We start from the raw sequence: 19,907 nt of genomic DNA, 5'->3' as shown, positions 1-19,907 counted from the left end.
GGCACCCACCCCAAGCCGGCCGCCGGCCACTCCCCCGCCGTCCCCACCGGCGTGTGTCTCCAACCAACCGACAGCCGAACCGCCGACATCTGTGCCACCGCTCGCCCCGCCAACACCTGCGGCATGAGGGCTCGCCGCACCTCCGGCATAAGCACCCAACACGCCGTACCCCAACCCGCCTGCATCGCGGCCCAACCCAGCGCCTGCCGGACGTCCGGCATAAGCACCGACGTCCGCCCAGCCAGCACCTCCGGTATCGGTGCTCCATGTGGGGGCGTACGCGTCGAGCATTCGAGTTGCCACACCAGTGTCAGACCGAGTGCCTCCGGCGTATGCGCCGCGCGGCCCGGCACCAGCACTCCCGCCTGTCTGGACCGCACCTCCGGGGTATGCAGTCGGCCCGCTGGCCGGTGAACGGACTGCTCGGTCAGCAGCTCCGGCGAAGGCAGTAGGCAAGTCAGCGAGTGGGCGGAGTACCTGCACGGTGTCTCCGGGGTGCACGGCCGACCTGTCGGCTAGCGGGCGGGCTGCCTGCGAGGAGCGTCTGACGTCGGCGGTTGACCTGTTGGCGCGAGAGTGGACTGCATGGGTGGTGCCTCCGACGTGCGCGGTCGGCCTGTTGGCTGGGGCGTGGACTGCTTGGGCGGTGCCTCCGGTGCGGGTAGTCAGGCTGTTGGCTCGGGTGTCGATTGCTTGGGCGGTGCCGCCGACGCGCACGGTCGGGCCGTTGGCTGGGGCGCCGACTGCGCGGATGGTCGGACTGTTGGCTGGGGTGTCGACTGCGTGGGCGGCCGGTCCGCTGGTTGGTGAGCGGACTGCGTGTTCGGGGCCGCCTGTGTGTGCGGCCGGTCTGTCGGCTGGCGTGCGGACGGCGTGCGTGGTCGGGCTGCTGGGGCTTGGGGTGGTGGCTCGGGTGCTGGCGCTGCGGGCCGGGTGGGCTGTGGCTCCGGTGTCGTGGGTGGGGCCGTTGGTGTCGACGGCGTGGGGCGGGAGGTAGGTGACGGGTTGGGCGGGTGTGGGGGTGGCGGGTGGTGGGAGGAGGTCGGTGAGGTCGGTGGTCAGGGAGCGGTTGCCGAGGAGGGGAACAGTGGCGCCGAGCTCTGGCGGGTCTTGGAAGGCACCTGCGACGACCGGGCTGGCGGGGAACAGTTGGTTGCTCTTGGCAATGGGCTCAGCGGTTGCGCGGGAGGGCGTGGGGGCGGTGACCACGGGTAGAGATTGAATCGGGAGCGGGCCGGAGAGCGGGGCGCCTAGGCCGGCTCGGCGGCGGGAGGGGCCTGCGGGCGGGAGCGGTGGAGCCGTCGGGCCGGCGGGTTGAGAGGACGCCGCAGTCATGGCAAGGGCTGGTCCGTCGACGGCTGTCTCCGGCGCGGTATCAGCGGGCGCGCTGGGGACGACGGCCGGCAGAGCGAGTGCGACGGGGCCTGCGACGTCAAGGTCGGCTGTCGAGGCGGCGTCCGCGATGGTGGAGCGGGGCGTCGAGGTGGCGTCGGCGGTGTCGAGCGGCAGCAGACCCTGAAGCGTTGGGACGGAGAGCGCTCTACGCGGTTCCGCAGGGCTGGTTGCTAAGGGCAATCGATCGGACGCCGAGAGATCAGTGGGTGATCGGTCGGCGGAGTCCGTACCTACAGAGCTTGTCCGGCCGGCGTCGTGGGGTAGGTCGGCCGGTGTCGCGGCGAGGAGTTCGGCGTATGTCGGCTCGTAGGGCGATGTCGGAGTCGCGGGGGCCTCCGGCGGTGGAGCGGTCGTCGGGGTGAAGGCGTTGCGGGCGGCTTGGAGGAGGCGGGTGAGTGGGTTGGCTCCGGGGAGGGGGGTGCGGGGGCGGACGTCGAGTGGGGTGGTGTCGGCGTGGGAGTGGGGGTGGGCTGGGGTGGCGAGGTTGGTGAGGAGGCCGGCGGGGGCGGTCGGGGTCAGGTGGTGTGCCATCGGGCCGGTGAAGGTGGGGGTGCGCCAGGAGGGGATCCAGTCGCCGGTGGGCGGGCGGAGGGTGGCTGGGGTTCCTTGGGCTAGTTGGCCTGGCATCAGGTTCCTTCGGTGATGCGGCGGTTGATGGTGGAGATCTGGGTGAGGTAGGTGTGGCGCTGGGGGTGTTCGAGGTCGAGGATCTGGTCGAGCGGCCAGTGGAAGTGGTAGGCGATGTACGCGATCTCCTCGTGCAGGCGGTCGGTCGCGTACGTCAGGATTCCCCCAGGCGGCCACCGGCGATGTCGACGGCGAAGGATTGCTCGCACGACGGGCAGGTGACGGCGGCGCGGGTGTGGCCCTCGGAGTTGATGCGGCGGTAGAGGTCCTGCAGGAAGGCGACGTCGGAGGCGAACATGTTCTCGACGAGCTGGGCGTCGATGCGGGTCAGGTCGCCGAGCCGGGTGATCACGCGGGCGAGCAGGACGACGGTGGTGAACGCCGGGTTCTCCTGGACGCGCGCGTCGTACAGCGGCAGGAGCTCGTCGCGCGCGGTCGCCAGCCGCATGCGGCCGGATCTGTGCAGGACGCCGTCCGCGTCGACGAACCCGCGCGGGAGCTCGAAGTCGAACTCGGTGCGCAGGGCCGGGGCGGGCGCGGGCTCGGTGGGAGCCGCGTCCGCCACCAGGGTCTGGGGGTTGGCGCGCCGCATCACGCGTACTCCATCTCGTCCCAGCAGACGGTGAACTGCTCGGTCAGGGCCTCGGTCGAGCCGGCTTTGAGGGTGCCGCCGAGTTCGACGTCCTTGATCCAGCAGTTGCGGAAGTTCAGCCGCTTCAGCGGCTGGCCGTCGGAGGTGTAGATGCAGACCTCGGCGGTCTTGCGGGCGCCCTTGATATCGCCCTGCATGACGGACTTCAGCCAGTCGGTGACGGTCTTGGAGTCCGTCAGGCCGCGCTTGACCTTGAACTCGCCGGTCTTCATCCGGCCCATCACCTGGCGGGCGATGAACTTCCCGTCCTTGGACTGCTCGTTGTAGGTGACCTTGTCGACCTCGGCCTTCAGGCCCGAGACCTCCATGACATAAGGCACTTCGACCCCGTCGATCGACACGCTGAACGAGTACGCGGTCGCCATGTCCATGGCATCGGCGAGCGGCATGAGCCTCTCCTCTTCTCTCTAGGGTGGTTACTCGTTGACGAGGCTGGCGCCGCCCGAGAACTGGGACAGCTGGAAGACGACGAACTCGGCGGGTTTGACCGGCGCGATCCCGATCTGGCAAGTCACCTGACCGGCGTCGATCGCCTCGGCCGGGTTGGTCTCGCGGTCGCACTTGACGTAGAACGCCTCCTCGGCCGTCAGCCCGAACAGCGCGCCCTTGCGCCACTCGTTCACCAGGAAGGCGCTGATCGTCCGCCGGATCCGCGCCCAGAGCGCGTCGTCGTTCGGCTCGAACACCACCCACTGGGTGCCGTTGAGGATCGACTCCTCCAGGTAGTTGAACAGCCGGCGGACGTTGATGTAGCGCCAGGCCGGATCCGACGCGAGCGTCCGCGCGCCCCACACCCGGATGCCGCGCCCCGGGAACGCCCGGAGAGCGTTCACTCCGATCGGGTTCAGCAGGTCGTGCTCAGCTTTGGTGATCGTGGTCTCGAGCGCGATCGCGCCGCGGACGACCTCGTTCGCCGGAGCTTTGTGGACGCCGCGCGACTCGTCGGTGCGTGCCCAGATCCCGGCCGCGTGCCCGGACGGCGGGACCAGGATGTTCCGCCCGGACGCCGGGTCGAACGTCTTGGCCCACGGCCAGTACAAGGCGGCGTACTTCGAGTCGTGCCCGGCCTGGTTCAGCCGCCAGTCCTTGATCTGCTGGGCGTTCAGCCCGGGCGGCGGGTCGAGGATCGCCATCCGGTTGCCCATCAGCTCGCAGTGCGTGATCACGGACTGCTGGACGGCGTGCACGGTCTCCAGGTCGATCGCGCCGTTCTGATAGGCGCTCATCAGGTCCGGCACCGCGACGATCGTCACCTCGTCGATCGCCTCCAGCCCGGAGAACCCGGTCCGCTCGGCGACGTCGCCGACGTAGTCCGCGGCGCCCACGCCGGCGCCGGTCGCGACCGCGGACGGCGGCGCCACCAGCGACTTCTTGCCCTTGGCAACCGGCTCCAGCACGGCCGACTGGGCCAGCTCCTCGAGTTTGACCAGTTTGGACTTCGCGTTCACGACGGTGGCGACGTTGTTCGCCTTGTCGGCGCGGCGGTCCGGTACGACGGGGTCGTACTCCTCGGTCGGCCGTCCGTTCGCCCGGACGGTCAGTTTGATCGCGCCCTCGGGAGCGCTCTCCGTGCTGCTCTCTCCGACCTCGACGGTGACGTCGGGGCTCTTGCCGTTCGGGCTCTCGATCGCGACCACCTTGTAGTGGCCGAGGGTGGTCTGCGGCGGTCCCGCCGGCAGCTCCTTGACGGCCTGCCCGTTCCCGGCCGACTCGCCGCCGATCCGGATGATGTACGCCGCCGAGCCGCCGTTCTGGATGTAGCCGAAGACCGCGTGCGCCAGGTACGAGCCCTCGACGAAGTCCCCGAAGGTCTGCGTGAACTGCGTCCAGTTGGTGATCAGCGTCGGGGTGTTCAGCGGGCCCTTCGCCGCGAAGCCGACGAACGCGGCGACCGCGGTGCCGACCCCTTCGATCGGCCGCTGCCCGGCCTCCACCTCCTCGACGTACACGCCGGGCGACAGGTAGGTCGGCATCGTCACTCCTTCAGGATTGTCCGGTTCTCGCCGTCCAGCCTCACCCCAGAGAGCGCTCCCCGGTACGTCCACCCGGACGAGGCCGGGGGAAGGATGCCGTGTACCTAAGGGCAGCAGCGGGTGCGGCAGTCAGGGAGTGGCGGGTGGGAGACGGCCGAGTTTGGTGTACTCGCGGTCGATGGCAGTGAGCAGGTCTGTCGACGTGACCGGCCGTGCTTCGGCGGCTGCGGAGTAGGCGGCGGTGACGGCGGCGGAGCGGATGTCGCCGCCGGAGAGCTCGAAGCGCGCCGCGGCGGTCACGTCGAGGGTGGGGTCGCGGGGTACTGCGCGGCCGAGGCAGCGGTCCCAGAGACGGAGACGTTCGGGCTCGGCCGGTTGCGGGAAGTGGATGATCAGGTCGAGCCGGCGGCTGAACGCCTCGTCGAGGTTCGCGCGCAGGTTGGTGGTCAGGATCGCCAGCCCGTCGAAGCTCTCCATCCGCTGCAGCAGGTAGGCGACCTCCACGTTCGCGTACCGGTCGCGCGCGTCGGAGACCTCGGAGCGTTTGCCGAAGATCGCGTCGGCCTCGTCGAACAGCAGGACGCCGTTGACCCGGGTCGCCTCGGTGAAGATGCGTTCGAGGTTCTTCTCGGTCTCGCCGATGTACTTGTCGACAACGGTGGCGAGATCGACGACGTACAGATCGACACCGAGCTCGGCGGCGATCACTTCGGCCGAGAGCGTTTTCCCCGTTCCGGACTCGCCGGTGAACAACGCCGACACCCCGGCGCCGCGGCCGCCGCCCGGGCGCATCCCCCAGCCGCGGATCACCTGTTCGCGGTGCCTGGCCCGGATCGCCAGCTCACGCAGGCGATCGAGCGGTTCGCCGGGCAGCACGAGATCATGCCAGGTGACGGCGGGCTCGATCCGGCGGGCGAGGCGTTCGAGACCGGCGCCGTTCTGAGAGCGCGCTCCGGCGCGCAGGACGGCGCCGCTGACCAGTACGCCGTCCACCTCGGCGCGAGTGGTCGCGGCCGCCGCCGTCCGGGCGATCTGGTCGACGCCGAGCCGGAAGGTCGCGGTCTCGGCGGCCGGGTCGAGGCCGGGTGTTGCCGTGGGCAACACGGTTTGCCAGAGCGCGGCGCGTTGCGATTCGGTCAGGGCGGGAGCGTCCAGGGTTGCCGGTACGACGGCTGCCCAGGCTGGGTCCCAGGTCGTGGCGCCGGTCAGCACGACCTGGACCGGCGCGGCCGCGAGTGCCCGGAGGATGTCGATCGGCGCGGAGTCGACTGGGCCGGCGAGCAGGCCGGACGAGCGGAGGCGCGCTTGCCGGGCTGCCGTCCGGGCGAAGGCGGTCGGGTCGACGTCCTTGGCCAGCTTGGTCAGGTCCAGCGCGAGGACGCCGAGGCCGAGTTTGGCGAAGGCGGCCGCGGCGAGGCCGGAGCCGGCGCTGCCGGGGCGTTCGCGCAGGTAGACCGGTCGGCCGGGTTGGAGTCCGCGGGCGATCTGTTCCTCAAGGTCGCCGTACACGATCGGGGGCGCCGGCAGGGTGGTGTCGAGCAGCAGCGGCTCGGTCGCGTGGCCGCCGACGAGGTACGCCGTGACCGGGTCGGGCACCCGGAGTGAGCGGCCGAGGAACGGCCGGGTCGGCGACTCGATCTCGATCAGCCCGCCGGCGATCAGCGGCGCGGAGAGGTCGAACCGCCCGCGGGCGGTCGGGTCCGCGGGCGGTAGGCCGAGTAGGTCGAAGATGAGCCGCGGGGTCGCGCGTCGCTGTGAGACGTCGTCGTTGAGGTAGCCATAGAGCTGTTCGAAGCGGGCGTCGAGGTCTGGTGCGAGGACGGTCAGCAGGATCTCGGTGTCGAGGTCGGACAGCTCGAAGGCGTGCACGAGCCGCCGCAGTCGCAGTACCGAGCCGTCGACCTCGGCCGCATCAGCCGCGGCTTCGAGCTCGGCCAGCCGGTCGGCCAGATCCGGCGGCGCGGTCGGGCGCCCCTCCAGGATGCCGTCAATCACAGCCGGACTGAGATACAACCCCCGGAACGCATCATCCGGCGCCGGATCAGTACGCCGCCGCAACTCCACCAGCACCCGAACCCGCTCCTCCACCAGGCTCAACCGCCCCAGCAGATGCCGCAGCTGCGCGCTCATTCGCCCGCAGACCGCTTCCGCCCACGTCGCCGCCCCGCGTCGCCAGGCGATTTACCCGACCCGGAACCGCCAGGCGGATCGGCCGGCTCGGAAACACCCCGGGGAGCGCTCTCTGGTGTTCTCTCTCGGTCCGCGAGGTCGACGTGGAGGGGGGTGGTGGTGAGGGCACCGGCGGGGGTGGGGTGGCCGGCTTCGATGGGGAGGGAGAGGACTACGTCGAGGGAGGGGCGGAGTTCGCCGCCGAGGGCGGACCAGACGTCGGCGAAAGAGCGGTCGTCTTCGGGGGGCAGGCCGATGGAGAGGCCTACGGGGGAAGGGGCCTCGGGTAGCAGATCGGGTGGGATTTGGTCGTGGGTCAGCAGGGTGTCCAGAAGCTGGCCGAGGAGGCGGTGTTCGTCCTCGGCGCGCTGGCCCCAGACGCTCAGCAGGTAGAAGAGGCGGAAGATGCGGGGCGGGGTTTGGCGGGCGATGACTCGGCCGTCGGTGTTGAAGCGGGCGACCAGGCCGCTGGAGCGGCGGCGGGTGTCCTCGCGGATGTCGTAGAGGAACAGGTTGACCGCGGGGCCATTGCGCTTGGCTGCCCATTCCTTGGTGGGCGGGTCGAAGACGACCTGCACCCGGGAGGCGTCGAGCAGCTCGCGGCGCAGGAGCGCGGCGAGGGCGGCATCGGCTTCGGAGATCACGCAGCCACGGTAGGTTCGGTGACGACGGCGCCGGCAGGTGCGCACGCGCCGTACCGAGGGCCCTCCGGGCTGCCCGTTCAGGCAGCATCGTGGCCGGATCGGCTGCAGCCAGTCCGAATGTCGTTTCCAGAGCTCGCGGCGCCGAGGAGCCGGGATGCGCGCTCGGGCATGCGGTGCTGCCCGCCGAGCCGCACGTCGCGCTCTGCCGTCCGGCCGCCGCAGCGAGTTTGCTGGACGGCGTGAGCCGTATCCCGCGTGTCCCGACCGCGATCATCACCGTCACCGCCGTCCTCACGGCGGGCCTCGCCGTGCTGACCCTCGGCCGTGACGCCTCCGCCGCGGACGGCGATCCGCCGATCGTCCACCTCGTCTCGGCCGACGCCAACCAGGGCTCGGCGCACCGCTCCAGCGTCAGCAGCGACGGCCGCTGGGCAGCGTTCGAGTCCGAGGTCGGCGAGACGCGGAGCATCTTCCTGCGCACTCTCGACGAGCAGCAGACCATTCGGCTGCCCGGCCTGGAGGACATGAGCGCGGCGATGCCGACGATGTCGGGCGATGCCGGCCTGATCGCCTTCGCCGGCGGCCGCTTCGGCAGTGGCTGGTCGGACCCGCTGCACGAACCCCAGCTGTACGTCGTGAATCGGCGGACGCCGGACGCCCCGGTCCTGAAGCCGGTCACCGGCGCCCCGAACGACCTGCCCTACCAACGGTTCCCGAGCTGCGAGATCAGCAACGACGGCGACGACACCGAGTGCGCCCCCAAGCTCTCCCGCGACGGCACGACCCTGGTCGCCCCGGTCACCCAGTCGATCGACTCCCCCGACCTCGAGGTCACCATCGACGGCGCGAACACGAACACGAGCCGTGGGACCTACCCGGTCATGGACTTCGGAGCGTTCAACACCTCGGGCGAGTCGACGGTCACGGTGCAGAACGTCAGCAGCCAGCCGATGGTCTACCCCGACACCGGGCCGGTGCTCGAGGGCGACTCGCAGTTCACCGTGCTCTCCAGTACCTGCGCGGGCACGCTGAGCCCGAACGCGTCCTGCTCGGCGACGGTGAAGTACACGGGAACCGACTGCACCGTCGAGTCGAGCGGCGTACTGCGGTTCCCGGCCGCCGCGGCCCCTGGGCAGACGGCGGTCCGGCTGGCCGCCGGCGGCGAGTGCCCGCGGCTCTCAGCGTTCCCGCCCAGAGCCGCCGCGGCCGCGAACTGCACCGGGCCCAGCCAGTACCAGGGCCCGCTGCCGCTGCCCGAGCCGTCGAACGAGTCCGGCCCCGGTCACCCGCAGCCGTGGTTCGTCCTGAACTCCATCACCGCCGGTCAGCCCGGCATCCGCGCGCTGCAGATCCGCAACGAATGGTCGGTACCGCTGATCCCGACCCTCAGCTCACCGGGTTGCCGGCTGAAGTTCGTGCTCCCCGACGGAGCGCCGGACGACACCTGCCGGCCCGGCCAGCCGATCGCGCCGCAGACGAACTGCAGGGCCTACGTCGAGTACGACTTCGCCGAGGTGGAGCCGTTCGCCGGCACCTTCCGGCTCGGCGACACGGTGTCCCGGATCGGCGGTCACGCCGCCCGCGACGTCGTCGCGGCCTGGCGCGATGTGAGTGCCTCGGGCAACTTCGGACCCGCGAAGATCATCAGCACGACGGGAGCGAACGGCGTACCGATGGACGGTCGCGGGCCCACGATCTCGGCCGACGGCCGCTGGGTCGGCTACTCCTCGACCAGCTACCTGGGCCGGCCCGCCGGCGACCCGCGCCCGTTCTTCCGGTCGAGCCAGATCTATGTGCACGACACCGATGCCGCGGGCGATCGGACCTACCAGCCCGGCGAGACGACGGTGGTCTCGTTCAACGGCGCCGGCGCTCTGGAGGGATCAGCCTGGGAGCCCTCCATCTCCGACGACGGGAGCCGGATCGCGTTCGGTCTGAACCGGAGCGACAACGAGTCCGACCAGGTCTGGGTCCGCGATCTGATCGCCAAGAAGAGCATCCGCGCCTCGTCCACGCCCACCGGGGCCGCCTCCTCGGGCGGCTCGGAGGCGCCGGAGTTGTCGGGTGACGGGCACACCGTTGCGTACATCTCGTCTGCCGATGATCTGGGCGTCGGGGCGTTGGCTGGGCGGCGGGTGATCGGGCGGGATCTGACGAAGGACTTCGCCGGCGGGCGTGGGGTGAACGAGCTGGTTTCGGCTCGGTCGTCGGGCGGTGGGTCGGGGCGGGCGGATCGGTTTGTCTCGTTGACGCAGGACGGAGCGTTGGCGACGTTTGCGAGTGATGATCGGGTGGACGAGTTCAACGATGCGGATGACGAGTCGGACGTCTACTGGTCGCAGCGGCGGGGCGTTGCGGTAGGGGCGCCGGAGCCGGTGGACTTCGGGACGGTCAAGGTGGGGACGTCGTCCGCGCCGGTTCCGTTCACGGTGACGAACACCGGGACGACGGCGGTGCGGTACGACCGGGCCGACATCTACGACGACAAGCAGTTCGCGCTGGCCGGGGAGCAGTGCACGCGGACGACGATTCATCCCGGGCAGAGTTGTACGTTCCTGCTGAAGTTCACGCCGTCGGCGATCGGGCTCCGGTCGTCGAGCGGGTCGTTGCCACAGGCAAGTACGTCGGCGTCGGACGGGATAGCGCTCTCTTTGCGCGGCCGGGGTGCGAGTGACGCGCGGGTGGCGGGTGAGACGCGGCATGTGTCGACGAACAGCGCCGATCATCTCGATCCGGCGATCAGCGATTCGGGCCGGCTGACGGCGTACCGGACGCGGACGGCGACGGGCGACTCGGTGCCGACGCAGATCAACGTGCGGGACCAGGCGACCAGTGAGATCCGCACAGTCGGGCGGCACTTCAAGGTCGGTCCGCCGCGCATCTCCGGGGACGGGACGCGCATCGTGTACAACGCGGACGAGTTGGGGTCGGACGTCACCTTCGTCGCCTCGCCGGCCGGGAGCCGCCAGGTCACTGGAACGGCCTCCGACCTGCGCTACCAGCGCCCCTGCTACTTCGGCCACCAGGACCGCTCCTGTCGGCCGGACATCTCCCAGGACGGGCGGACGATCGCGATTCCGGCCCGGCTCGACGCGCGGACCGACTTCGCGCTCGGCCTGCATCTGGAGGAGTTCGACGGCCAACTGCACAACGTCCGGACGCTGCTCGACCTGAACGGGGGCGGGACGAAGAAGCTGCATGTCACGGCGGACAAGGCGGTGAAGTTCGCGAGCAAGCCGTCGATCGACACCGGCTCCGGGTTCTGGGTCGCTGCGACCACCTGCGACGGTGAGCTCGCGAAGGACGCGACCTGCACGGTCGACGTCCAGTACGACGCGTGCGCCGGCCCGGGGAACGGCGTCCTGCGGCTGAACGGCGCGACACCGGAGGCGCAGGGCGCGATCGCGCTGGTCGCGAACAACAACTGCGTCCACCTCCGGAGCGCGCCGAAGGTCAAGGCGGCCGCGGACTGTACGCCGATCGATCCGCCGGCGCGCGCACCGAGCCCGTCGACGGCGACGACGACCGGCGGGAACATCGTGGCCGACGCCGACGACACTCTGGTCGGCACCACGAAGTACCTGGCGGTCCGGGTACCCGCCGCGGAGCGCAGCTTCCAGCTGCACCTGCTGGGCGGCTGCGACTTCACGATGGTGACTCCGGCGCAGGCCGATCCCAACGAGGCCAGGGCCTGTGTGAACGGCGAGATGCTGCCCGCGGGTGTCGGCTGTACGGCGTACGTCGGTTATCGGCCGAGCACGGTGGACGTCGCGTCGGCGTACCTGATCAAGGGCGGCGCGGGCGACACGACTCCGCTCCGCTTCGTCGGGAACAGCTACCAGGACGTCGTGCTGACCCGCGCCGACACCGCTGGGGACGCGACCTTCGCGGAGACGCCGGAAATCGCGACCAAGGACAGTGGCGGGACAGTTGTCATAGGCAACGAGCCGTCGCTGTCGGCCGACGGCCGCTATCTCGCGTTCACCGGCGCCCTGCTCAGCACTGACCCCGAGGTGCCGTCGACGACGCAGATCTATCGGCGGGATCGGACCGCGGGTCAACTGGCACTCGTGTCGCTGCTCGCCGATGGCAAGGTCGGTACCGACGACGCTCGCGAGGCATCCTTGTCGGCCACGGGCGACCGGGTCGCCTTCCACACCGATGGCGTCAGCCCGCCGGAGTCGGCCAAGCGCGGCGCTCAGGCGGCTGCCGATCAGGTGCCGCATCCGAGCCGGATCTGGGTGCGGGACATCCCGAGCGGCAAGTCCGTACTGGCGTCGGCGGCCAAGCCCGGCGAGGACAGCAACGGCTGGAGCCGCAGCCCGGCGTTGTCCGACGACGGGACGACGGTCGGCTTCGCGTCGTCCGCCACCGATCTGGTCGCCGAACCGGGTAACGACGAGCAGGCCGTCTACGTGCGCTACCTCGAACCGGACTTCGAGAACGCGGGAGAGCGCTTCACCGAACGCGTCTCGGTCAACGAGGAGGGCGCGGTGCTGGAGGACGGCGCGAGTCAGACGCCGACGCTGAGCGCAGACGGCGCGTTCACCGCCTTCACCTCGACCTCCGACCTGGTGGCCGGCACCGAGGACGACGGCCGGCGGGACATCTTCGTCCGGCGACGGCTCGCACAGCTGACCGTGACGCCCACGACCGTCGACTTCGGCGCGGTCCAGGTCGGCAAGTCGTCGAGTGCGCGCGAGATGGTCGTGAAGAACCTTGGCAACGGACCGGTCGTCGCCGGGCCGTCCGCTTCGGCCGCGCCGTTCGTTGCCGGTGCCAACCGCTGCCAGCGCACGCTGCACCGGGGACAGAGCTGCACGATCGACGCCCGCTTCGCACCGACCGCGGGTGGACCGGCCCACGGCACCCTGACGTTGCCGAGCAAGCAGGGTTATCTGGACGGTCCGTCGGCGGCTGTCGGTCTGACCGGTAGGGGGACCGCTGCGACGCCGGTTGCGCGATTCAGCGTCGTACCGGGCACTCTGGTCTTTCCTGCGACTGAGGTAGGCAAGTCGTCGTCGAAGCGGCCGGTGAAGCTGCAGAACACGGGTGATGTGCCGCTGACGATCACTGCGGCGTTGAAGAGCCCGGACTTCGCAGCAACGCTCGAGGCGTGTACGACGGTGATGCCGGGTGCAAGCTGCGACGTACCGGTGACGTTCGCGCCGCGAGCGGCCGGGGCGCGTCAGGGCAGCGTGGTGTTCACTCCGGCGTCCACTGACCCGGCGGTCAAGAGTCCGGCGGCTGTCACGGTCGGGCTGTCCGGGACTGGTACGCCGGGCGCGGGGGTCGCGTCGATGACCGTCGTACCGCAGGCGCTGGTGTTCGGGCCACAGGTGCTGAGTACGGCGAGTGCACCGAAGTCGGTCGTGGTGACGAACACGGGCACCGTTCCGCTGACGCTGTCGGCTGTGTCGGCCGTGACTGACTTCCGGCCGACGATGACATGTGCCGCGCTGCAGCCGGGCAAGAGCTGTGCGATTGCGGTCCGCTTCGTGCCGCAGCTGCTTGGCGCGCGGGCCGGCGTCGTACAGGTCGCAGCAACGACCACCGGCGTCGTGGCACCGTTCCCGGTGCCAGTGAAGGTCAGTGGGACGACGCTGGCTCCGACACTGGTCGTCGACCCGCCGGTGACGCGGCCGGGGCAAATCGTGCTCGCAACCGGCACGAACTTCCCGCCGGGCCGGCCGGTCGTTCTGGGCTGGGACACCGGGCTGGGCACCCAGCAGGCCGTGGCCGACCGGACTGGGAAGTTCACGGCCGCTGTGCTGATCTTCCGTCGCGATTCACTCGGTCAGCGCGTTCTGACCGGGACGGTGCCCGGAGTGCCGCTGCCGGTGCAGAGCAAGCCAGTGCTGGTGATGCCGCTCAGCTACCAGCCGCCGAACTTTGTACTGCGGTGGTGAGCGCAAATGGAACCGGCCCTCGCGGATGCGAGGGCCGGCGGGTAGAAGGTTGGTCAGATCAGGCCCTCACGCAGCGCGTAAGCAACTGCGTGCGAGCGGTTCTTCAGCTGCAGACGGCTGGTCACGTCGTGGAGGACGTTCTTCACCGTCCGCTCCGAGTAGGAAAGCTCCCGGGCGATCTCTTGTGTGTCCTTGCCGTCGGCGACCAGACGCAGTACTTGCGTCTCCCGGTCCGACAGCCCGGTGTGGGACAGCCCACGCGGTGCCAGCACGTGCCGCTGCATGCGCGACACCTGGCCGAGCAACCGGCCCAGCAGATCAGCCGGCAGGCTCCCGTCGCCGGCGGCGGCGGTCTGCAGCAGATGCACGATGCGCTCGGCTGTCGCCTCGGTCCGCCTCAGGACTCCGGACACCCCCAGCTCGACCGCTGTCATCAGTGCGTCGTCGTCGATCGTGCTGCCGATCAGCACGGTCCGGCGACACCCCCGTTGCGTGGCCGCACGCAGTACCTGGACCGCTCCGGCGTCCAGGGCGTCCACTGCGATCAGCGCCACCACTGGCGGGGCGGTGCGCTGATCCGATTGCGCTGTCAGTGCCGTCAGCTCGGCGTCACTGATCAGGGCGATTTCCGGTCGTTGCCGTAATGCGTGCACAAGCCCGAACTGCGACAGCGGGTCAAGTGCCTTCACCCAGACCGGAATACGTTGCTGCGTCGTCATACTGGTCACTCCCCCAGAGCGTTGTTGAACGGAACGGATCGAATCCGTAGTCACACGAACCCCCAAAATCGTCGATTCCGATCGTGCCCCTGCACCTTCAGCCAGCCTTAAGAGCCGGTGACGGCCGGTAGCACGATCCGCCACCTAGAGTGCGGCACCGGCATTTCACCGGCGTCTCACCCCGATCTCTTGGCTTTCGACGCGCTGAAACATCCCGTTCGGGACGTGTGGAACTGCCCGTCACCTACCTTGATGCCCGAACGGGCAGGTTGGTTGTGCCGGAATCGGCGAATCAGGCAGGCAGGGTGGTGAGCGCGCGCAGGGCGAGGCGGTAGGAGTCCAGCCCGAAACCCGCGATGGTGCCGGTGGCGACCCCGGCCACGACGCTGGTGTGCCGGAACTCCTCGCGGGTGGCGGGGTTCGTCAGGTGGATCTCGATCAGCGGCGCCGTCCGCTGGGCGCAAGCGTCGCGCAGCGCGTACGAGTAATGGGTGAACGCCGCCGGGTTCAGCACGACGGGAATCTTCCCGTCCGCCGCCTCGTGCAACCACCCGACCAGCTCGGCCTCGTCATCCGTCTGCCGCACCTCGACCGCGAACCCGAGCTCACCCCCGAGCCGCACACACTCCGCCGCAACCTCGGCATACGTAGCCGACCCGTACTTCTCCGGCTCCCGCGACCCCAGCCGCCCCAAGTTCGGCCCGTTCAGCACCAGCACGCGCTCCGTCACACCCCTCACCCTAGCGTCGGCAAGGACATGACGTCGGCATCGACGGAGCCCCTTCGCACGCCGGACGCGCACCGGAGGCCGGGCTGCCGCGCGACTACCTCATGTCGTTACCGACCGTCAGGTGATTTCGCCGTACGCCGCTAGGAGGAGGGTGGGGTCGGGGGCTTCGAGGATGGTGGGTTTGGCGAGGGCGTCGAGGATGACGAAGCGGAGGCGGTCGGCGCGGGTTTTCTTGTCGAGTTTCATGGCGTCCTGGAGGTGGGACCAGGCGTCGGCTCGGTAGGTGGTGGGCAGGCCGAGGGACTCGAGGATGGTGCGGTGGCGGTCGGCGGTGGGGTCGTCGAGGCGGCCGGCCGCGCGGGCGAGCTCGGCGACGAAGACCATGCCGATGCTGATGGCCGCGCCGTGCCGCCACTTGTAGCGCTCCAGGCGCTCGATCGCGTGACCGAGGGTGTGGCCGTAGTTGAGCACCTCGCGGCCGATCTGGCCGCCGGCGACCGTCGTCCGCTCGCGCAGATCGGCGCCGACCGAGTCGGCCTTGACCTGGATCGAGCGGGCGATCAGCTCGGCGGTCGCGGGGTACGCCGGAGTCGAGGCGCCTGCCGGATCCTTCTCGACCAGGTCGAGGATGACCGGGTCGACGATGAAACCGCATTTCACGACCTCGGCCAGCCCGCTGACGTAGTCGTTGCGCGGCAGCGTCTCGAGCGCGGCGAGGTCGCAGAGCACGCCGGCCGGCTCCCAGAAGGCGCCGACCAGGTTCTTGCCCTCGGCCGTGTTGATGCCGGTCTTACCGCCGACCGCCGCGTCGACCATGCCGAGCAGCGTGGTCGGGATCGTCACGAACTTGACCCCGCGCAACCAGGTCGCGGCGACGAATCCGCCGAGGTCGGTCGTGGTGCCGCCGCCGACCGCGACGATCGCGTCCGACCGGGTGAACCCGGCCTGGCCGAGCACCGTCCAGCAGTACGCGAGCACCTCGGCCGACTTGGCCTCCTCGGCGTCCGGGATCTCGATCGCGTGCGCCGTGAACCCCGAGCCGGTCAGGTCGTCGCGGATCGCGTCGCCGGTCGAGCGCAGCGCCCGCGGGTGGATCACCGCGACCCGCCGGACGCCGTCGCCCAGCAGCCCGGGCAGCTCGCCGAGCAGGTTGTGGCCGATCACCACGTCGTACGGCGCCGCGGCGTCGACCCGGATCCGGGTGGTTTCCGCGCTCATCCGAGCTGCTCCTGGATCTCGGTGGCGATCTCGTCGGGGGTCTTGCCGTCGGTCTCGACGGTGAGTTTCGCGACCTCGGCGTACAGCGGGCGGCGAGCCTCCATCAGCGTGCGCAACTGCGTCCGCACGTTGCCGAGCAGCAGCGGCCGGGCGACGCTCAGGCCGACGCGCTTGGCGGCCTCGCCGAGCGAGACGTCCAGGAAGACGACGGTGTGGCCGATCAGGTCGGCGCGGGTCGCGGCGTCCAGGATCGCGCCGCCGCCGAGCGACAGGACCTCGCCGTCACCGGCCAGCGCGGCCACGATCGCGGCCCGCTCCAGCGCGCGGAAATGCGCTTCGCCGGAGTCGACGAAGATGTCCGAGATCGCCTTGCCGGCGCCGGCTTCGACGTCCTGATCGGTGTCGCGGTGCGGGACCTGGAGGCGCTCGGCGAGCAGCGCGGCGATGGTCGACTTACCCGATCCGGGCGGGCCGACGAGGACGACGACAGGGCTCACTGCTCGGTCCACTCCCGCGGTGTGATCGTCGTCGGCAGCGCGGCCAGGTACGACGTGTGGTTGCGCGCCGTCTCGGTGACCGAGTCGCCGCCGAATTTCTCCAGCGCGACCTCGGCCAGCACCAGCGCCACCATCGCCTCGGCGACGATCCCGGCCGCCGGGACGGCGCAGACGTCGGAGCGCTGGTGGTGCGCGGCCGCGGCCTCGCCCGTGCTGGTGTCGATCGTCCGCAGCGCCCGCGGCACGGTCGCGATCGGCTTCATCGCGGCGCGCACCCGCAGCGTCTCGCCGGTGCTCATCCCGCCCTCGGTGCCGCCGGAACGGCCGCTCGTCCGCCGGACGGCGCCGTCTTCGGCGACGATCTCGTCATGGGCCTTGGAGCCCGGCGTCCGGGCCAGCTCGAACCCGTCGCCGAGCTCGACGCCCTTGATCGCCTGGATACCCATCAGGGCGCCGGCGAGTTTGGAGTCGAGGCGGCGGTCCCAGTGCACGTAGCTGCCGAGGCCGGGCGGGAGGCCGTCGACGACGACCTCGACGACACCGCCGAGGGTGTCGCCGGCCTTCTGCGCCGCGTCGATCTCGGCGACCATCTGCTTACTCGCGTCGGCGTCCAGGCAGCGGACCGGGTCCGCGTCGAGTTTCGCGACGTCGGCGTACGCCGGGAGCACGCCGTACGGCGCCTTGACCGTGCCGAGCTCGACGACATGGCTGACGATCGTCACGCCGTACGCCTGACGGAGGAAACGGGCCGCGACCTCGCCGAGCGCGACTCGCGCCGCGGTCTCCCGCGCGCTGGCCCGCTCGAGCACCGGGCGGGCCTCGTCGAAACCGTACTTCTGCATACCGGCCAGGTCGGCGTGACCGGGCCGCGGGCGGGTCAGCGGGGCGTTCCGGGCCAGGTTGGCCAGCGTCTCCGGATCGACCGGATCCGCGCTCATCACCTGCTGCCACTTCGGCCACTCGGTGTTACCGACCTGGATGGCGACCGGGCTGCCCATCGTCACGCCGTGCCGGAAGCCGCCGAGGAAGGTCACCTCGTCCCGCTCGAACTTCATCCGGGCGCCGCGGCCGTAACCGAGCCGGCGGCGCGCCAGCGCGTCGGCCACGTCATCCGTGGTGACCTGAACCCCAGCGGGGAGACCTTCGAGTACGGCGACGAGCGCTTGTCCGTGCGACTCGCCGGCGGTGAGCCAGCGCAGCATGCCGCCATCCTCCCACGCCCGCCCCCGCCGCCGGACGCCGGTCTCACCGCGGTCCGCCTGGCCCAGCAGCAGGGGCTCGTCGGCTCAGCGGCAGGTCGGCGACTCGGCGTCGAACCCGTTGCGGACCTTGAGCACGGTGTCGAACGTCTTCACGATCGGTGACGAGTCGCAACTGGTGGCTGCGGTGGCCGCCGACGCTCCGGCGATCGCGGCGCCTCCGAGCGCGGTCGTGGCCAGTACGGCGGCGGCCAGCCGGACGGCGTTCCGACGGAATCCGGTGTTCATCTGGTGCGCTCCTTGCCGGTCGTTTCCCCTGTACTCCGACCGTAGAAGTTCTCCGACGCCGGCGAACTGGCCTTGGATCCCTTCTTGGGGGTAGCGCTGGCACCACCATCGATAGGGTCCTGGCATGACTTCTCGTGCGGAGCGGGTGCGTGGGTGTTTGCTGGGCGGGGCGATCGGGGACGCGCTGGGAGCGCCGGTCGAGTTCGACAGCGGGCAGTCGATTCTGGCGGCGCATCCGGAGCGGTTGCGGACGTTCGTCAGCGGGACGGCGGGGTGGCCGGCCGGCTCGATCACTGACGACACGCAGATGACGCTGTTCACCATCGAGGGCATCCTCCGCGGCGGCGGCACGGCGGTCGCCGAGGCCTACGACCGCTGGCTCGACACCCAGCTCCTCCCCGCTCCGCCCGCTTCGGCGTCCGGCCTGGCTGCTGAGCCCTGGCTCTACGCCCGCCGCGCCCCCGGCAACACCTGCCTCTCGGCGCTCAGCACGGCCCGCGCCGACGGCCGCATCGGCTCCCCCGCCGTGAACGATTCGAAGGGCTGCGGCGGCGTCATGCGGGTCGCGCCCTACGGCCTGCTCGACATCCCCCCTCGCCAATCCTTCGACGGCGCGGTCGAAGCCGCCGCCTATACCCACGGCCACCCCACCGGCCAACTGTCCTCCGGCGCCCTCGCCGCTCTCCTCAACCACCTCACCGCAGGCACTCCCCTGGACGCAGCCCTCGACGCAGTCCTCACCCTGCTCGCCACCTACCCCAACCACCAAGAAACCACCGCCGCCCTACTCGCCGCCCGAGAACTGGCCGCTGAGGTCGCGTCCGCCGCAGGCGCCGGCCACCTCGCCGGGCTCAAGTACCCAGCGGCGCCCGAAGAGCAGGTGGATGACGAGGCTCCCATCGCAGTTGAGCAGGTGGGCGGCGCGGCTCCGGCGTCGGCCGGACAGGACGCCGTGGGGCCCGGGCTGGACGGCGCGGCTTCGGCGTTGGTTGGGGAGCTTGCTGCTGGACGGGTTGAGGAGCTGGGGGGTGGATGGGTTGGGGAGGAGGCGTTGGCGATCGGGGTTTATGCGGCGCTTGTGGTCCCGGGGCCGGAGCACGTGCTTGAGGGGTTGGCATTGGCGGTTTCGCATGGTGGGGACAGTGACTCGACGGGGGCGATTGCGGGGAATGTTTTGGGGGCGCTTTATGGGGAGGGATGGTTGCCGGTGGGGTTGGGGGCGGGGGTGGAGGGGCGGGGGGTTTTGGCGGGGCTGGCGGAGGGGTTACTTGGGGTCCAGGCAGCGCCAGGTGATGGCGCCGGCGAGGCTGCCGGAGCCTGAGGTGAGGCGGGGGATGAGGAGTTTGCCGGAGCCGTCGGGGTTGAGGGTGAGGGTGGCGTCTTCGGCTTCGTAGGTGACGTCGTCGACGGTCAGGGAGCCGGTGGCCGGAGCGTCGGGGCCGGCGCGGTCGGCGGTGAAGGTGGCTTCGACGGCCTGGGCGCCGATCACCTTGGTGACCTTGGGCAGGCCGGGGGTCTCGGACTCGAGGGTGCTGGCGCCGTATTCGGCGCAGGTGGCGTCGGGGAGATCGGGGTCGGGGATCTCGGCGTACACCCAGTTCGAGCCGGTCACAGTGGCGGCTCCTGTCAGGTTGAAGGTGACGCAGAGGGCCGGCACGGACTGCGGTGTGCACGCCGCCGGCAACGGCCCGTTCCCCTGTGCAGGGCCGGTGCCGGACGGCGTGGTCGGGGTCGCGCCGGTCGGCGCGGTGGTGGCCGGTTGGACGACGGCTGGTGTGCCGGACGTCGTCGGAGGCGCCGGCGGCCGGTCGTCGGCGCAGGCGGTGAGGAGCGTGATCAGCAGGCCGAGCTCGAAGCCGGCCACCAGGACGGGATTGAGCCGCATCG

General features: G+C 70.7%; 15 protein-coding genes. 2 read left to right on the top strand and 13 right to left on the bottom strand.

The window, feature by feature from the left end; genetic code table 11:
• Positions 1–2,021: 2,021 nt before the first annotated feature.
• From HPO96_RS34525 to HPO96_RS34500, 6 genes are all read right to left on the bottom strand, one after another.
• Complete coding sequence (locus tag HPO96_RS34525) at positions 2,022–2,231, bottom strand: DUF6760 family protein (protein WP_171678648.1); 210 nt, start codon at positions 2,229–2,231, stop codon at positions 2,022–2,024.
• Positions 2,177–2,614, bottom strand: coding sequence for a hypothetical protein (locus HPO96_RS34520; protein ID WP_171678679.1), 438 nt, complete (start codon positions 2,612–2,614; stop codon positions 2,177–2,179). Before HPO96_RS34520 ends, HPO96_RS34525 begins: the two co-directional genes overlap by 55 nt.
• On the bottom strand, positions 2,614–3,063 hold the full coding sequence (locus HPO96_RS34515; RefSeq protein WP_171678678.1) for a phage tail protein: 450 nt from the start codon (positions 3,061–3,063) through the stop codon (positions 2,614–2,616). The genes HPO96_RS34520 and HPO96_RS34515 overlap by 1 nt, the downstream gene beginning before the upstream one ends.
• A gap of 27 nt (positions 3,064–3,090) precedes the next feature.
• A complete protein-coding gene (locus tag HPO96_RS34510) occupies positions 3,091–4,647 on the bottom strand; it encodes a phage tail sheath family protein (protein WP_171678677.1) in 1,557 nt (518 codons plus the stop codon).
• 129 nt (positions 4,648–4,776) lie between these two features.
• Positions 4,777–6,777, bottom strand: coding sequence for an ATP-binding protein (locus HPO96_RS34505; protein ID WP_171678676.1), 2,001 nt, complete (start codon positions 6,775–6,777; stop codon positions 4,777–4,779).
• A complete protein-coding gene (locus HPO96_RS34500) occupies positions 6,774–7,460 on the bottom strand; it encodes a Pvc16 family protein (RefSeq protein WP_171678675.1) in 687 nt (228 codons plus the stop codon). The genes HPO96_RS34505 and HPO96_RS34500 overlap by 4 nt, the downstream gene beginning before the upstream one ends.
• Positions 7,461–7,549: 89 nt before the next feature.
• On the opposite strand from HPO96_RS34500, the gene HPO96_RS34495 reads away from it, so the two are divergent.
• Positions 7,550–13,369: a choice-of-anchor D domain-containing protein gene (locus tag HPO96_RS34495; RefSeq protein WP_171678674.1), complete on the top strand. Its 5,820-nt coding sequence runs from the start codon at positions 7,550–7,552 to the stop codon at positions 13,367–13,369.
• A 53-nt stretch (positions 13,370–13,422) separates the two neighbouring features.
• Here the strand turns inward: HPO96_RS34495 and HPO96_RS34490 are convergent, their stop codons facing one another.
• From HPO96_RS34490 to HPO96_RS34465, 6 genes are all read right to left on the bottom strand, one after another.
• Positions 13,423–14,088, bottom strand: a complete 666-nt coding sequence (locus HPO96_RS34490) for a helix-turn-helix transcriptional regulator (protein WP_171678673.1) — start codon at positions 14,086–14,088, stop codon at positions 13,423–13,425.
• 292 nt (positions 14,089–14,380) lie between these two features.
• Entirely contained in the window at positions 14,381–14,818 is a 438-nt protein-coding gene (aroQ, locus tag HPO96_RS34485; protein ID WP_171678672.1) for a type II 3-dehydroquinate dehydratase, read from the bottom strand.
• Positions 14,819–14,935: 117 nt separating this feature from the next.
• Positions 14,936–16,036: a 3-dehydroquinate synthase gene (gene aroB, locus HPO96_RS34480; RefSeq protein ID WP_171678671.1), complete on the bottom strand. Its 1,101-nt coding sequence runs from the start codon at positions 16,034–16,036 to the stop codon at positions 14,936–14,938.
• Positions 16,033–16,533 carry a shikimate kinase gene (locus tag HPO96_RS34475; protein ID WP_171678670.1) on the bottom strand — a complete coding sequence of 167 codons (501 nt, stop codon included), beginning with the start codon at positions 16,531–16,533 and terminating at the stop codon, positions 16,033–16,035. The genes aroB and HPO96_RS34475 overlap by 4 nt, the downstream gene beginning before the upstream one ends.
• A complete protein-coding gene (gene aroC / locus HPO96_RS34470) occupies positions 16,530–17,735 on the bottom strand; it encodes a chorismate synthase (RefSeq protein ID WP_171678669.1) in 1,206 nt (401 codons plus the stop codon). Before aroC ends, HPO96_RS34475 begins: the two co-directional genes overlap by 4 nt.
• Before the next feature lie 84 nt (positions 17,736–17,819).
• Complete coding sequence (locus tag HPO96_RS34465; RefSeq protein WP_171678668.1) at positions 17,820–18,020, bottom strand: hypothetical protein; 201 nt, start codon at positions 18,018–18,020, stop codon at positions 17,820–17,822.
• Positions 18,021–18,144: 124 nt separating this feature from the next.
• Here HPO96_RS34465 and HPO96_RS34460 point away from each other — a divergent pair, with 124 nt between their 5' ends.
• Positions 18,145–19,341, top strand: coding sequence for an ADP-ribosylglycohydrolase family protein (locus tag HPO96_RS34460; protein ID WP_171678667.1), 1,197 nt, complete (start codon positions 18,145–18,147; stop codon positions 19,339–19,341).
• Here HPO96_RS34460 and HPO96_RS34455 read toward each other — a convergent pair.
• Complete coding sequence (locus tag HPO96_RS34455; RefSeq protein ID WP_171678666.1) at positions 19,285–19,905, bottom strand: hypothetical protein; 621 nt, start codon at positions 19,903–19,905, stop codon at positions 19,285–19,287. The two genes, HPO96_RS34460 and HPO96_RS34455, sit on opposite strands and share 57 nt — an antisense overlap.
• Positions 19,906–19,907 lie beyond the last annotated feature (2 nt).

The organism is Kribbella sandramycini (assembly GCF_013131805.1).
Lineage (GTDB): Bacteria > Actinomycetota > Actinomycetes > Propionibacteriales > Kribbellaceae > Kribbella > Kribbella sandramycini.
Note: the sequence above shows the minus strand (reverse complement) of the source record. Positions and strands in the feature narration are given on the sequence as shown.